13 protein-coding genes are annotated in these 14,037 nt (G+C 56.8%); 10 read left to right on the forward strand and 3 right to left on the reverse strand.

Annotation, left to right across the window (positions count from 1 at the left end):
• Nucleotides 1-505: 505 nt before the first annotated feature.
• Complete coding sequence (locus tag AB4N82_RS00285; protein WP_032886651.1) at nucleotides 506-835, forward strand: hypothetical protein; 330 nt, start codon at nucleotides 506-508, stop codon at nucleotides 833-835.
• Between the two features lie 61 nt (nucleotides 836-896).
• Here the strand turns inward: AB4N82_RS00285 and AB4N82_RS00290 are convergent, their stop codons facing one another.
• Nucleotides 897-1,802, reverse strand: coding sequence for a LysR family transcriptional regulator (locus AB4N82_RS00290; RefSeq protein ID WP_032886652.1), 906 nt, complete (start codon nucleotides 1,800-1,802; stop codon nucleotides 897-899).
• Nucleotides 1,803-1,934: 132 nt separating this feature from the next.
• Here AB4N82_RS00290 and AB4N82_RS00295 point away from each other — a divergent pair, with 132 nt between their 5' ends.
• Genes AB4N82_RS00295 through AB4N82_RS00305 form a run of 3 tightly spaced genes read left to right on the forward strand, consistent with a single transcriptional unit; the run spans nucleotide 1,935 to nucleotide 4,522 of the window.
• Nucleotides 1,935-2,633, forward strand: a complete 699-nt coding sequence (locus tag AB4N82_RS00295) for a CoA transferase subunit A (RefSeq protein ID WP_032886653.1) — start codon at nucleotides 1,935-1,937, stop codon at nucleotides 2,631-2,633.
• A gap of 36 nt (nucleotides 2,634-2,669) precedes the next feature.
• On the forward strand, nucleotides 2,670-3,329 hold the full coding sequence (locus AB4N82_RS00300; protein ID WP_032886654.1) for a CoA transferase subunit B: 660 nt from the start codon (nucleotides 2,670-2,672) through the stop codon (nucleotides 3,327-3,329).
• Nucleotides 3,330-3,340: 11 nt separating this feature from the next.
• Nucleotides 3,341-4,522, forward strand: a complete 1,182-nt coding sequence (locus AB4N82_RS00305; RefSeq protein ID WP_095186510.1) for an acetyl-CoA C-acetyltransferase — start codon at nucleotides 3,341-3,343, stop codon at nucleotides 4,520-4,522.
• A gap of 41 nt (nucleotides 4,523-4,563) precedes the next feature.
• Here AB4N82_RS00305 and AB4N82_RS00310 read toward each other — a convergent pair whose 3' ends face one another.
• On the reverse strand, nucleotides 4,564-4,986 hold the full coding sequence (locus tag AB4N82_RS00310) for a PaaI family thioesterase (protein ID WP_032886656.1): 423 nt from the start codon (nucleotides 4,984-4,986) through the stop codon (nucleotides 4,564-4,566).
• A gap of 155 nt (nucleotides 4,987-5,141) precedes the next feature.
• On the opposite strand from AB4N82_RS00310, the gene AB4N82_RS00315 reads away from it, so the two are divergent.
• A complete protein-coding gene (locus AB4N82_RS00315) occupies nucleotides 5,142-5,981 on the forward strand; it encodes a DUF4349 domain-containing protein (RefSeq protein WP_122765001.1) in 840 nt (279 codons plus the stop codon).
• Here the strand turns inward: AB4N82_RS00315 and AB4N82_RS00320 are convergent, their stop codons facing one another.
• Nucleotides 5,982-7,067 (reverse strand): DUF1615 domain-containing protein, encoded by a 1,086-nt coding sequence (locus AB4N82_RS00320; RefSeq protein ID WP_122765002.1) that lies wholly within the window; start codon nucleotides 7,065-7,067, stop codon nucleotides 5,982-5,984. It lies immediately after the preceding gene.
• Between the two features lie 245 nt (nucleotides 7,068-7,312).
• Here AB4N82_RS00320 and AB4N82_RS00325 point away from each other — a divergent pair, with 245 nt between their 5' ends.
• The 5 genes from AB4N82_RS00325 to AB4N82_RS00345 all read left to right on the forward strand — a co-directional run bounded on the left by AB4N82_RS00325 (nucleotide 7,313) and on the right by AB4N82_RS00345 (nucleotide 13,884).
• Nucleotides 7,313-12,139: an RHS repeat-associated core domain-containing protein gene (locus AB4N82_RS00325; protein ID WP_460104110.1), complete on the forward strand. Its 4,827-nt coding sequence runs from the start codon at nucleotides 7,313-7,315 to the stop codon at nucleotides 12,137-12,139.
• A gap of 25 nt (nucleotides 12,140-12,164) precedes the next feature.
• The gene (locus AB4N82_RS00330; protein ID WP_460104113.1) at nucleotides 12,165-12,563 is read left to right on the forward strand and encodes a hypothetical protein; all 399 of its coding nucleotides are present in this window, start codon (nucleotides 12,165-12,167) and stop codon (nucleotides 12,561-12,563) included.
• Nucleotides 12,564-12,852: 289 nt separating this feature from the next.
• Complete coding sequence (locus AB4N82_RS00335) at nucleotides 12,853-13,272, forward strand: hypothetical protein (protein WP_122765004.1); 420 nt, start codon at nucleotides 12,853-12,855, stop codon at nucleotides 13,270-13,272.
• Nucleotides 13,273-13,306: 34 nt separating this feature from the next.
• Complete coding sequence (locus AB4N82_RS00340; RefSeq protein ID WP_241150287.1) at nucleotides 13,307-13,579, forward strand: RNase A-like domain-containing protein; 273 nt, start codon at nucleotides 13,307-13,309, stop codon at nucleotides 13,577-13,579.
• Entirely contained in the window at nucleotides 13,576-13,884 is a 309-nt protein-coding gene (locus AB4N82_RS00345; RefSeq protein WP_032886662.1) for a contact-dependent growth inhibition system immunity protein, read from the forward strand. Before AB4N82_RS00340 ends, AB4N82_RS00345 begins: the two co-directional genes overlap by 4 nt.
• The last annotated feature ends 153 nt before the right edge of the window (nucleotides 13,885-14,037 follow it).

Below are 14,037 nucleotides of genomic sequence, written 5' to 3' on the forward strand. Positions count from 1 at the left end.
CGCTCACCTCTGGAATGCTCGCCACCAAAGCCTTCGGAAATCGAACCAAACCTCCAAAAAGTGACGCCCAAGTCACGTTATCCCGCATTTCCCCGTCCCCACAACGATTTATGTAGTGAAGAAAAATAATCACTACATAACCGTTGACGTAACCTTTTTGTCCTTGCATTATCGAGACGTCTCCCGGATCGGGAGCGTTGGTAACAAGCGTTTTGAAAGAGCTCGTCTGACCGCCGAGCTGTTTTTTCCGGATGTGCACTGCCCACAAGGCAGATTGATGAAGCTGACCCACCCCGGAGGGATGGGTACAAGGAGCTCAAACGCTGCTTGTCTTCGTTATGAAACCATTGCGTAGCAGTTCATCAGCAAGACTACATGCATCAGGTTCAAGACCCTGCCCGTACTCGGCAGACCGTCACTGACGCCCGGTTTTCAGAACCGGAGACAACTAAGCAGTTTTAACGGAATTAACTGATAGATCGCCAACTGGTCAAGGGGCTTACACATGAATCTGAACAACCAACCAACTATCGATGAATTGGCTGAGATGTTCGCAGCGCAGAAAGACACACTCGACGACCATATCTTGTGGATTGGCAAATCGGGCGAAGTGCAACTTGACTGCCTGGAGCCCAATACCGAAGAAGCCGAGTTTGACCGCAATAACCGTGAACTGGCAGCGCGCCTGAAGGTGTACCGCCGTGGCCAGGGTTATGTCGGCAAGAAGGCCGCGGCTGATCGCAACTTTATCGAGCAGGTCTTTCATACACTCAATACCGAATGGCAGAACCTTAAAGGCCAATCGCAAGTAAAAGTGATTGATAGATACTGCTGATCACTCAGCATTAAATATTAAAGCCCGATCGTTAGTTCGAGCGGGCTTTTTAATTACTGCCTTATAACAACGCCGGAAACCGCCCCTTCCCCGCTTCATCCCGAAAAATATCAAACAATACTTGCGCCGCCGCCGACAGCTCATGCCCAGGCTTGGTCAGCACACCAATCGGCCGCTCAATCACCGGGCTGTTTAAGGTGATGCAATGAGCGCCAGCCTCTTCCATCTGCTGGGCACACAACGCAGGCACGGCGCTGACGCCGAGGCCATTGGCAACCATCTTGCCAACCGTTGCCAGTTGATGGCTTTCCAGCGCCACGGGCAGTTTCATCTGCAAGGCGCCCAAGTGCTCTTCCAGCATCACTCGTACCGTGGACGGTCGCTGCAACGTGATGAACGGCTGCTCCAGCAACGTCGCCCAATCGATCTCGGCACATTGCGCCAAAGGCGAATCACCCGGCACCACGGCAATAAAGCGATCCAAGTACAACGGTGTAAATGCCAAAGACGAGCCTTCCGACGGCTCAAATGCGACGCCCAGCTCCACCTGACGGTCGCGAACCATCTCCAGCACTTGCTCATTGATCAAGTCATGCACTGTCACATTCACTTGGGGGTAACGTGCACGGAATATCTTCAGGATCGGCGGCAGCAAATTGCCTGCAAACGATGGCATCGCCGCCACCGTGACCCGACCGCGTTGCAGCGTGAACCGTTGGCGCAGTTCATCTTCGGCATTGTCCCAATCCGCAATCAGCCGGCGCGCCAGGGGCAACAGGGATTCACCTTCCGGGGTCAGTGCAACGTTGCGGGTGTTACGGCTGAACAAGCGGCCACCCAATCCTTCTTCCAAGCCCTTGATCGTCAGGCTCAGCGCCGATTGAGAGAGATGCAAGCGCTCGCAAGCGGCGGCAAAACTCAGGCTCTGGGCCACGGCGAGAAACGCCCGCATCTGCTTAACGGTCATGACGCTGCTCCGAGGGGGAATGAACTATGCTGTTTTTTAAATCAATCAACCTTAAAAAACAACTTAACAAATCAATCCGTCAGCGCAACACTCGGTTCACTGGCTGGACCACACACAATAAAAGAGGTGCATATGGCAGGTTTCGATAAACGCGTAGCGTCCTATGAAGAAGCGCTGGCAGGCCTGGAAGACGGCATGACCGTACTCTCCGGCGGTTTTGGCCTGTGCGGCATTCCAGAAAACCTCATCAACGAGATCAAGCGCAAAGGCACCCGCGACCTGACCGTCGTTTCCAACAACTGCGGTGTCGACGGTTTCGGCTTGGGCGTGCTGCTGGAAGAAAAACAGATCAGCAAAGTGATCGCCTCCTACGTGGGTGAAAACGCTCTGTTCGAGAAACAGCTGCTCAGCGGCGAAATTGAAGTGGTCCTCACCCCCCAGGGCACCCTCGCAGAGAAAATGCGCGCAGGCGGTGCCGGTATCCCGGCCTTCTTCACCGCCACCGGTGTTGGCACCCCCGTCGCCGAGGGCAAGGAAACCCGCGAATTCAATGGTCGTCCGTACCTGATGGAAGAATCCATCACCGGCGACTTCGCCATCGTCAAAGGCTGGAAAGCCGACCACTTCGGCAACGTCATCTATCGCCACACCGCCCAGAACTTCAACCCGCTGGCCGCCACTGCCGGCAAGATCACCGTGGTCGAAGTCGAGGAAATCGTCGAACCGGGCGAGCTGGACCCGGCGCAGATCCACACCCCTGGCATCTACGTCGACCGGATCATCTGCGGCACGTTCGAGAAGCGCATCGAACAGCGCACCGTGCGCAAATAATCCGCCTCCAGCCCTAAGAATAAGAGGAACACAACCATGGCTCTGACCCGCGAACAAATGGCTCAACGCGTCGCCCGCGAAATGCAGGACGGTTTCTACGTGAACCTCGGCATCGGCATTCCGACCCTGGTGGCCAACTACATTCCCGAAGGCATGGAAGTCATGCTGCAATCGGAAAACGGCCTGCTGGGCATGGGGCCGTTTCCTACCGAAGAAACCATCGATGCCGACATGATCAACGCCGGCAAGCAAACCGTGACCGCGCGTATCGGCGCATCGATTTTCTCCTCTGCCGAGTCTTTCGCGATGATTCGCGGCGGCCATGTCGACCTCACCGTGCTTGGCGCGTTTGAAGTCGACGTACACGGCAACATCGCCTCGTGGATGATCCCTGGCAAATTAGTCAAAGGCATGGGCGGCGCCATGGACCTGGTGGCAGGCGCGGAAAACATCATCGTGATCATGACTCACGCGTCCAAGGACGGCGAATCCAAGTTGCTCAGCCAGTGCAGCCTGCCGCTGACCGGCGCCAACTGCATCAAGCGTGTCCTGACCGACCTGGCGTACCTGGAAATCGAAAATGGCGCTTTTGTCCTCAAGGAACGCGCACCAGGCGTCAGCGTTGAAGAGATTGTGAGCAAGACCGCCGGTAAACTGATCGTCCCGGACCACGTTCCAGAAATGCACTTCCAGTGAGGACAGATTCCATGCAAGACGTCGTGATTGTTGCTGCCACCCGCACGGCCGTGGGCAGCTTTCAAGGTTCCCTGGCCAGCATCCCGGCGCCGGAACTGGGCGCCGCCGTGATCCGTCGCCTGCTGGAGCAGACCGGCCTGGACCCGGCTCAAGTGGATGAAGTGATCCTTGGCCAGGTACTTACCGCAGGCTCAGGCCAGAACCCGGCGCGCCAGGCGTCGATCCTCGCCGGCCTGCCCCACGCCGTGCCCGCCCTGACCCTGAACAAGGTCTGCGGCTCAGGCCTCAAGGCTCTTCACCTCGGCGCCCAAGCCATCCGTTGCGGCGACGCAGACGTGATCATCGCCGGCGGCATGGAGAACATGAGCCTTGCCCCGTACGTATTGCCCGCGGCACGTACCGGTTTGCGCATGGGCCACGCCAAAATGGTCGACAGCATGATCACCGATGGCCTGTGGGATGCGTTCAACGACTACCACATGGGCATCACCGCCGAAAACCTGGTGGACAAGTACAACATCAGCCGTGAAGCCCAGGACGCGTTCGCTGCCGCATCGCAGCAAAAAGCCAGCGCGGCCATCGAAGCCGGGCGCTTTGCGGACGAAATCACACCGATCCTGATCCCCCAGCGCAAGGGCGACCCCGTGTCCTTCGCCGTGGATGAACAGCCGCGCGCCGGCACCACCGCCGAATCCCTGGCCAAGCTCAAACCAGCGTTCAAGAAAGATGGCAGTGTCACGGCCGGCAACGCCTCAAGCCTCAATGACGGCGCCGCAGCGGTGCTGCTGATGAGTGCCGACAAAGCCAAGGCCCTCGGCCTGCCGGTATTGGCGCGAATTGCCAGCTACGCCAACGCCGGCGTCGACCCGGCGATCATGGGCATCGGCCCGGTCTCGGCCACCCGTCGATGCCTGGATAAAGCTGGCTGGAAACTGAGTGACCTGGACCTGATCGAAGCCAACGAAGCCTTCGCCGCTCAAGCGTTGGCAGTGGGCAAAGAGCTGGAATGGGACGCCGAAAAGGTCAACGTCAACGGCGGCGCCATTGCCATCGGACACCCCATCGGCGCTTCAGGCTGCCGCGTGCTGGTGACCCTGCTGCATGAAATGATCAAGCGCGACGCCAAGAAAGGCCTCGCAACGCTGTGCATCGGTGGCGGCCAAGGCGTAGCCCTCGCCCTCGAACGCGGCTGATAATGCAGGAGGGGGCTTGCCCCCCCTCCCACATTAGATCTTCATTGGGTGTCAGACTGAGGCACCGCAAACACCGCATTCGCCCGCGCCACAACCTTCTCCCCCACCTGCAAACTCACCGTCCCAAATGCCATCTGCCGCCCACGCTTGTGATGCTCCAAGCGCACGGTAATCCACTCGCCCACCTGCACCGCCCCCAGGTAATCCACGGTCATGCTCGCAGTAATCAGCGGCAACGGCGGCTCACTGGAAAACGCCATCGCGTAGCCCATGCCGATATCCGCCAGGGTTGCCAAGACCCCGCCATGCACCGTGCCGCGCCCATTGGCGTGGCGATTGTCGGCGCGCAGGCCGACTTCCAGTTGCAATCCCTCCCCCCGGCAATACGCAGGGCCAAGCAGGTCGAGCAATGGGCTGCTACGAGGCAGAGGGGCAAAACCTTCAGGCACGGCGCGAGCAATCATGGCAGTTCTTCCTTGGCGTCAGGTTTGACATGTACGCCACGCTCCAAACGGTAGCCATCACCATCAACTGCGCAAATCTTGCGCGATGCTTTGCGTTAATCCGCCAGACCCGCTTTAATCGCCGCCAATTTCCCCGCACACCTCAAGGAACTGCAATGCGCCATCCGGACGGCAACCTTAAATCGCTTCGCGTGCCACTGTTGATCTTGCTGACCGGCCTGGCCCTGGCCGGCTGCTCGCCCAAGGATCACTCTCGCGCCACGGTGATCAACGGTGAACAAGGCAAAGCCGGTGCCCAATTGGCCTATGAGCATGAATTGACCCTGGCCCTGCCCGGCGCCCTGCTCGCGCCAAGGATGCAGGCCACCCGTGAGGCGTGTGAAACAGCGAGGTTTGGCGCGTGCAATATCCTGGGTATTACCGAAGACGGTAGCGGTGGCGAGATCATCTTGCGCATCGCACCAACGGGTGTGGAGCCGATAGTCGCCATGGCGGCTGAAGGCGGCACACTTGGCCAGCGCATCACCACCGCCGAAGACCTGGCCGACGCAGTTGCCGATGTAAACCGCCGCCAAGCCCGCCTGCAGGCCCACCAACAACGTCTCGACGAACTGGCCAAGCGCAAGGACATCACCGTTAGCGACCTGATCGCCTTGAGCAAGGAACAGGCCGGCATTGAAAACGACCTGCAGGAACTTGCCCAGATTGCCGCCGGCCAGCAACGTCGTCTCGACACCAACCGCGTCACCTTGAACTTCCGCTCATCCGATGGCGCGAACCAAGCTTCACGCTTCAGCCGGATGTTCAGCAACCTGGGGACTAATCTGGTAGAGGGCACCGCAGATGCCTTGGAACGCGCCAGCTATGTGCTGCCGTTCGTGATCCTGGCGTTCCCGGTGGTGTGGTTGTGGGTTTGGCTGTGGCGTAAGTTTGTCGTGAGGGGCAGGCGTCCTGTGGCCAGTGAGCGTCCTCTGGCCCCCTCGCCACAAAGGTGATCAGCGCTTCATACAGCGCTGAAACCGCTCATCCACCCGCTTGGCAAACCATGCCGTGGTCAGGTTGCGAGTGATCTTTGGACTCTTGAGCACGATGCCCGGCAGGATCGCCCGAGGCATCGGTTTACCAGCAGCCTTGTGAGCCAACGCAAATACACGCTTGTAAAGGGTGGTGTCCTCAAAATCCAACTGCTCGCCCTGCTCCAGTTGGCTGCGGATGCTGGGGTTACGCATGTCCAGCTTGGCGCCCAGGGAGCGCACCGCCAGTTCGGTGGTGCCCGGCAGCAGTGATCCATAGCGGATCAAGTCCCCATCCAGCGCCAACTCAGCCCCTGAAGCACGGCTGACCGCTGCCTGAAACGCCGCATTGCGGCTCGCATACCAGCCCGCGTTGAAGTCGGCAAAACGGTACAGCGGCTGGTCGTAATTCACCGGATAACCGAGCAAGTGGGCGATGCCAAAGTACATGCCGCCACGCCGAGTGAAGACCTCCCGACGAATCGTGCCGTCCACCGTGTAGGGATAACCCCGCGCCTGTTTCTGCGCAAAGTCGATGCTGACCTGCATGGGGCCAGCGGTGTGCACAGGGTTGAAGCCACCAAACAACGTATTGCCCAAGGGCACCATGCTGATGAAGTCGTCGAAGATGGCGCTGAGGTCTTTCTCCGTACGTGCCGCACTCAACCGGTCGGCGTAGGACTTTCCGGTGGGCGACTTCAATTGCAGCGCGCTGCGCACCACGAAGGCCGGCACATGCACTTTGCCGGCGCGGCGCAGGATTTCGTCCTGGGCGATCTTGCCCATATTGGGTACGGGTGGGTCCACCTGATAAGTGGACTCCTGCTCAGTCACCGCCAGCACAGCGCAAATATTCTCGGTGCTGGGGTAGATCTTTTGGGTGTCGAAAGCGGTGTAGATGTCTTGGGCCCAACCATTGCGATCCGCCACCTTGGCTGGAAGCAGACGCACGATCTGCGCCTTCACCTCGGCCTCGCTGCGCTCCGGTTGCTGCGGACCGCGTGAAGTGGAGCAACCGGCCAGCACCAGCAAGGGGATGAGGCACAGGATCAGGCGGCGTGGGGACATGGGGCTTCCTTGAGGACGATGGGCCAAGCGTTGCGGATATTGACCGGTAAGTCTAACGCGGGTTCGCGTCCCTGCCTGCTGTATGACCGAAGGCGGGAAAACGCCGCGGAAACTTCCCACGCAAGCGCCGGATAAGCGCTACTCCCCGCTGCGGAAAACGCCTGCAAAGTCCCTCGCCTGAATACACAGTGCGAGGGATTGCAGATGTTTTTTTTCGTTAAGGCCCCAACTGATGGGGCTGTCTTTTGATTCCCGTCATTGCCAGCTTTGTCCTGGCACCCATGGATCCCGAGGCGCCGGATGTTGAGCGCGTCTTTGGGGACTTCCGTCATTGCCTGAACACCTTTGATACCTGGGCCGAAAGCTTCTGGAGCGGTTCGGCATTGGAAGTCGAGCAGGTCTTCAAGGTAGGGGACGAGGTGGCGCTGGTCGCGCCGGTTTCTTCCAAAGCCCCGAGCAAAACAGTTGCGATGTGCAGTGCCCAAGGCTCGTTGACCTTGGTGCATATGTTCGAAAGCACGCGCTTCGTGCCTATCGGCAATACGCCGGTGATGCTGCAAGCCATCGCGGCGGACGGCAGCCCGATGGGTCTGCCGCTGTATCGAACCATCGGCCCCAGCGGCATCCTCGAAATCACCGAGTGTGATCGCAATCAGCTCTACCAAATCACCTTCTATCCCAACGTTTCCAAGGATCACGTCAAGACGCTGTATGCGTCTTATCAAACGGTGATTGCGGGGTTGGAGGGTCGTCTGCGGGATGAGTGGACCGAGACGTTCCATCCCCAATGGCAAGACTTTGCCAACGCCACCCCCTTGGAACGCAGCGCGATGCAGGGCGTGGCGTTTTCAACCGGGATGGCCAAGGCGCTCTACAACCTGTGGGACAACATCACCCAGCTCTATGACCTGCTCGCCGATCTCAAAGCGAATAGCGAGAAGCTGCTGCACTACCTCTCCCAGGCCGAGCTTGATGAGCTGCTGAAACAGGGTGCAGACGCGATTGCCAAGGGCTTGCTGGTGCTGAGCGATGAGCCACTGCTGTTCATCTATGTCTCGGCGATCGTCAGTTGGATACGTCTGCTACCGCCGCCAGACATGTATGAATTACTGGGCGAGATCACCGGTGAAGTGCTGATCAACCTGCTGCTGATGTGGGCGACGGCGGGCACAGGTGTGGCGGTACGCGTGGGTGCGCAGACGCTGAGTTCGATCAAATCCGGCCGCGCGCGGGCGTTGTTGGAGTTGCTGGCCAAGCAGCTTGTGGGGCCGAAGCTGGATGCCCATGCCGAGGCGCTCAAGCCGTTGTTGTTGAGCAGTGCGGCGACGCCGATCAAGGCGGTGCCGGTTGCACCGTTGAAGGCTGGGGATCAGTTGATTTCCAACCCGGTGCCGGCGGTTCGTAACAGGACACAGAAGACGGCGTTGGTCAGGCAGGAGCCTGTCGATGATGTGCCTGCTGTATCGACGAATCCGAAGGGCGATGCAGCGGCTTCTTCGGATAAGACGGTAACCAACGGCTGCCCCGTGTCGATGGTTACCGGGGAGGAATTGCTCACGCTCACCGATGGCACGTTGGACGGGATTTTGCCGTTCGAGTGGACGCGGTTGTATCGCACCAGTGCGGTGGAAGTGGATTGTGGGCTGGGGTTTGGATGGAGTCATTCGCTGGCGCATCGGCTTGTTGTGTCGGGCGATTCCGTGACGTGGACGGACCATGAAAACCGTTCAACCACCCTGCCCTTGCCGACGGTGGCTCGCCCCTCGATCACCAACAGCCTGGCCGAAGCAGCGATCTATTTAGGCGCGTCGCCGGATGAGTTGGTGTTGGCCCAGGCGTCGCGGTTTTATCACTTTCGCAACGGGGCGTTGGTCTCGATCAGTGATGCGTACGACAACCGGCTGCGGATTTCCCGAGACTTTTCAGGGCGCATTGAACGGCTGGATAACGGTGCGGGTTCTTCGCTGTTCTTGCGTTACGAGTCAGACCGCATCATGGCGGTGGACTACCAGGTTCAGCGGGCCAAGGGACTTGAGCCTTACGCCTGGATCACTGAACAGAGTGTTGTTTCCTACGCCTATGACGACATTGGCCGATTGGTTTCGGCGACCAATGCGGTAGGCGAAAGCGAGGTTTACCGCTACGACGATCAGCACGTGATTCTTGAGCGCGGTCTGGCCGGTGGGGCGAGTTTCTTTTGGGCGTGGGAACGGTCCGGCAAAGCGGCGCGATGTGTCCGGCATTGGGCCAGTTTTTCGCAGATGGATACGCGGTATGTCTGGGGGGACGACGGCAGTGTTGTCGTTCACAACGCCGATGATAGCCAGGAAGTTTACGTCCACGACGACCGCGCACGGCTGGTGCAGCGCATCGATCCGGACGGCGCTAAGCATTTCAAATCCTACGATGCCCAGGGTCGACTGACGGTCGAGCAGGATCCGCTCGGTGCAGTAACGGCGTATCAGTACGACGATGCCGGACGTTTGGTGGCGCTGTTTCCTGGAGACGATGAGCCAACGTCCTACGAGCATGACAATGGCTTCGTACGGGTTGTAAGGCGTGGCTCAGCGGTCTGGAAGTACGAGCGTAACGACCAGGGCGACGTTACCCGTAGGACCGATCCCGACGGCCATATCACCGACTACAGCTACAACAAATACGGGCAACTGATTGGCGTTTGGCATCCCGATCACAGTTGTCAGCGGTTGGTGTGGAATGAACGCGGCCAACGGGTTGAAGAGCAACTGCCCAATGGTGGGATCAAGCGTTATCGCTACGACGACCTGGGCCGGCAGATTGCCCGCGAGGATGAACATGGCGCGCTGACCCAGTATCAGTGGGATGCAGTCGGTCGATTGGTTCGTATTGTCCTGCCCGGCGGCGCAACGCGGGAATACAGCTACAACCCCTACGGAAAAATCACCGCCGAACGCGATGAATTGGGGCGCATCACACGTTACGAATACGCCGACGGCCTGCACCTGATCAGCCGTCGCATCAATGCCGATGGCACTCAGGTCAACTATCGCTACGACAACGTCCGTCTACTGCTGACCGAAATTGAAAACGAAGTCGGCGAAACCTACCGGCTGGATTACCACCCCAACGGCCTGATCCAGCAGGAAGTCGGGTTTGATGGGCAACGCACCGCCTACGTCTACGACCTCAACGGCAACCTGCAGGAAAAAACCGAACACGGCGACGACGGCAGTCAGCTCGTCACGCGTTATGAACGCGATTACGCCGGCCGCCTCGTAAGAAAAACGCTACCCGACGGCAGCAAGACCGATTACGCCTACGACCGCCAAGGCAATCTCCTCAGCGTCGACGACGACCACTGGGCGCTGGCCTACGAGTACGACCAGCAAAACCGCCTCACCGCCGAGCATCAAGGCTGGGGCACCTTGCGTTATGGCTACGACGCCTGCGGCCAACTTCAACACCTGCGCCTGCCGGACAACAACCGCCTCACCTTCAACCACAGCAAAGGCGGCCACCTCGCCACCGTCGAACTCAACGGCAAAACCCTCACCTCGCACCTGTTCAAAGCCGGCCAGGAACACCAACGCCAACAAGGCCAACTGCTCAGCCACTACCACTACGACGACCAACACCGCCTGCACGCCCATGCCGTAACGCAGCAAGAACACCACCTGCTCCAACGCCAATACGACTACGACAGATCCGGCAACCTCACCCGCCTGCTCGACACCCGCAAAGGCGAACACCACTACCACTACGACCCACTAGGCCGCCTCACCCGCGCCGATCACTCCCAAGACCTACAGGAACGCTTCGGCCACAACCCGGCCGGCAACCTGCTCATGCACGACCGCCCCGGCCCCGACATCGTTGCCGGCAACCGCCTGATGATCCAAGGCGACCGGCATTACGACTACGACGCCTTCGGCAACCTCATCCGCGAACGGCGCGGCCGTGGGCACGCGCTGGTCACCGAATACCGCTACGACTGCCAACACCGGTTGATTGGCATTACCCAGCCTAACGGCCAAACCGCCAGCTACCGCTATGACCCGTTCGGGCGGCGTATCAGCAAAACCGTCGACGGTTTAACCACGGAGTTTTTCTGGCAAGGCGACAAGCTGATTGCCGAGCATCGTACGGATAGCCACCGCAGCTATGTCTACGAACCCGACAGCTTCCGCCCGTTGGCACTGCTGGAAGGCTTGGGTCCTGAGGAAACCAAGCCCTACCACTACCAACTCGACCACATCGGCACACCGCAGGAACTGACCGATCCAAACGGCGAAATCGTCTGGTCCGCGCACTACCGCGCCTACGGCCAGATCAGCCGCCTCGACAGAGGAAAAATCGACAATCCGCTGCGCTTTCAGGGTCAGTACTTTGATCAGGAAAGCGGACTGCATTACAACCGGCATCGCTACTACAATCCGGATGTTGGTCGTTACCTGACGCCAGATCCGGTGAAGTTGGCGGGGGGGATCAACGCGTACCAGTACGTGCCTAATCCTACGGGGTGGGTGGATCCGCTGGGATTGAGTACTTGTCCTAACGACAGATGTGAACCTAATGCGACTTCTGCCCATCCGAAGCCGAGCGCCAATGAGGGTACCCCCGCCCTGCCCCAACTCGCTCGGACTGAACGACAGGCAAAAATAGACGAACTGACACAAGCAAATGCGAAACGAAAAGTGCTGAATTGGGAGCAAGAGTACAACATGCACGCTGCTGAAAAGCATGGTCCAGAGATACCAGACCATGCTTTGAAGCAACGATCCATCGACGGCACAAATCCAACCACTGGGAAGAGAGCACAAATTAACTCCAGTTCCCAATTTAAATCTTGGAAAATGCAGCTTCACGCTATAAATAAAGCGCTAGGCAGGATGCAGGGCAACTCGCCATCGCCTACAGGAATTGACATGAAGGGCAACCCAGTGGTGGTGGTTGAGTTACCCGACGCTGGACGAGGCTACAAACCCAACAGCAGGGACAAAAATAACCCTAGGTACATTGAGAGCATGGACAAAGCGGAGATCAGATTTGATAGAAAAAATCCAACTCGACCATTTACCGCATTTCCTAAGTGAGTAAGCAATGCTTAAATGCCCATTTATGAACACCCCTTACGTCCCAAATATCTCTCATATATTAGGAGCGCTATCGATATACGACCTCGAGGACACTATTGGAAAAGAATTACGGAAATACGACCCCAATAATAAAACAGACAGAGAAACAATCATAAGCTCCTATATTCTCAAAGAACTTATATATCTATCATATAGACATCGCTTCATATTGATATCTGCATTAAAAGAGGCACTCGAAAAACCCGACTTTGACTTCGCTAAAGAATTCGAAAGCGATCATGAAGAACATATAACTATGGCCTGGAATGAAACGGAAATAGAAAACCCCCGAGGCTTCTTCGCAGACATCTATCGTCTAGCTAATGAAATCTGGAAAGACGACCTCCAAAAAGCCAGCCTCGAAGACCCATCAACTTGGTAACAACACCGCCACTCCCACTGACAAATCGCAGTCGCTGTGGTGAGCAGGCTTGCCCTGCGCCGGGCTGCGAAGCGCCCCCTAAGGACGATGCGGCGCTCAGGTGGAACGGCGTCGCCAAGTTAGGGGCTGCTCGCAGCCCAGCGCAGGGCAAGCCTGCTCACTACAAAGGCCCATCCGCCGAGTTCGCCCCGTGTGACGTCAAATCCACGCTTTGCCAACTCCATAATCATCCGACTCAACAAGTAAAATCGGTACGCGTTTTACACTATATCCTATCAAGGAGGAACAAATGCTATTTCACCCTTCTTCAGACCAAATACCTTTCGACGCCAGCTTGTACTATTTCGTGGGGATTTTTGATATTTACGACCAAGAAGAAACTAAGGGAAAAGAGCTCGCCCGCTACGACCCCAACAATATTGAAGACAGGGAAAACCTCATACTGAAATACTGCCTAGATCCGTACAACAAACTCTCTTATCGCCACAGATACAAATTAGTGGAAACTTTATCGCTCGCTTTAAATACCAAAAACTACAATTTCCACTCATGCTTTGAGGATAACCCAGAGGACCATTCAACAATGGCTTGGGATGAAAACCAGATAGATAACCCCCGAGTTTTTTTCTCAGAAATCTACCGTTTAGCCATCGACATATGGAAAAAAGACTTGCAAAAGGCAAGCCTCGAAGACCAATCGACTTGGTGATACGCCAGCGAGCGCAATTGATTTAGAGCCAAATATACCAGCAGCATCGACATTCAGAACCTTAGAGGAAGCAGAAAGCCTTGTTTCTAAAACCTTGATTTCTCGCCACGAGGAAATATCAAAATTTTTGAAAGGAAATAAAGACAAACACATTATTAGAGAACACTCGACCCAGACGGTAGGACTCAGTTTAATAAAAGGCACAACAGAGTCAGTATCCGTCTATAAATTCATATTAGTTTTGAAGCGCAAATCTAAAATGCCGGATGGTTACCTCCTCCTAACTGGATATCCAATAGAAAAATGAACAACCAATTAACTGAGCTTCAGCAATTTTTCGGTGGCTATTTCAATCAAGACTGGCCGGAAGATCATGCTTCGGCAGACGAGGTAATCGACACGTTTCTGCTCGAATCTTCTAAAGATGTAATATTGACGGTGCGAAATGAAATCTTAGACCTTATCGCTTCTTATACGAATGAATCAGAATTCCAGGAAAATCTATTGCACGAACAATATTGTTTCTATTACTACCCCTATCAATGGGCAACCGGGCCACTATGGCTGGAGCATGTGATCCGAAAGTTTGATAATTACTTACTCGAAAAATAATTCGACCTAAATATCAACTTATGAAGTAGTGAAAGCCTTAAACAACCTGATTAATTAGAAAGATCTGCTAATACGGGCCGCGAAGCGGCCCTGGTTATGACACTGCAGTTCTTCAGGTAGATCGGTAGTGTCGGTATGGGGGGCTGCTACGCA

Source organism: Pseudomonas sp. H1_D04 (assembly GCF_054683855.1).

Excerpts from the sequence above, each read along its gene's own strand:
- AB4N82_RS00285 (WP_032886651.1), top strand. The coding sequence starts at position 506 with ATGAATCTGAACAACCAACCAACTATCGATGAATTGGCTGAGATGTTC.
- AB4N82_RS00290 (WP_032886652.1), bottom strand. The coding sequence starts at position 1,802 with ATGACCGTTAAGCAGATGCGGGCGTTTCTCGCCGTGGCCCAGAGCCTG.
- AB4N82_RS00295 (WP_032886653.1), top strand. The coding sequence starts at position 1,935 with ATGGCAGGTTTCGATAAACGCGTAGCGTCCTATGAAGAAGCGCTGGCA.
- AB4N82_RS00300 (WP_032886654.1), top strand. The coding sequence starts at position 2,670 with ATGGCTCTGACCCGCGAACAAATGGCTCAACGCGTCGCCCGCGAAATG.
- AB4N82_RS00305 (WP_095186510.1), top strand. The coding sequence starts at position 3,341 with ATGCAAGACGTCGTGATTGTTGCTGCCACCCGCACGGCCGTGGGCAGC.
- AB4N82_RS00310 (WP_032886656.1), bottom strand. The coding sequence starts at position 4,986 with ATGATTGCTCGCGCCGTGCCTGAAGGTTTTGCCCCTCTGCCTCGTAGC.
- AB4N82_RS00315 (WP_122765001.1), top strand. The coding sequence starts at position 5,142 with ATGCGCCATCCGGACGGCAACCTTAAATCGCTTCGCGTGCCACTGTTG.
- AB4N82_RS00320 (WP_122765002.1), bottom strand. The coding sequence starts at position 7,067 with ATGTCCCCACGCCGCCTGATCCTGTGCCTCATCCCCTTGCTGGTGCTG.
- AB4N82_RS00330 (WP_460104113.1), top strand. The coding sequence starts at position 12,165 with ATGAACACCCCTTACGTCCCAAATATCTCTCATATATTAGGAGCGCTA.
- AB4N82_RS00335 (WP_122765004.1), top strand. The coding sequence starts at position 12,853 with ATGCTATTTCACCCTTCTTCAGACCAAATACCTTTCGACGCCAGCTTG.
- AB4N82_RS00345 (WP_032886662.1), top strand. The coding sequence starts at position 13,576 with ATGAACAACCAATTAACTGAGCTTCAGCAATTTTTCGGTGGCTATTTC.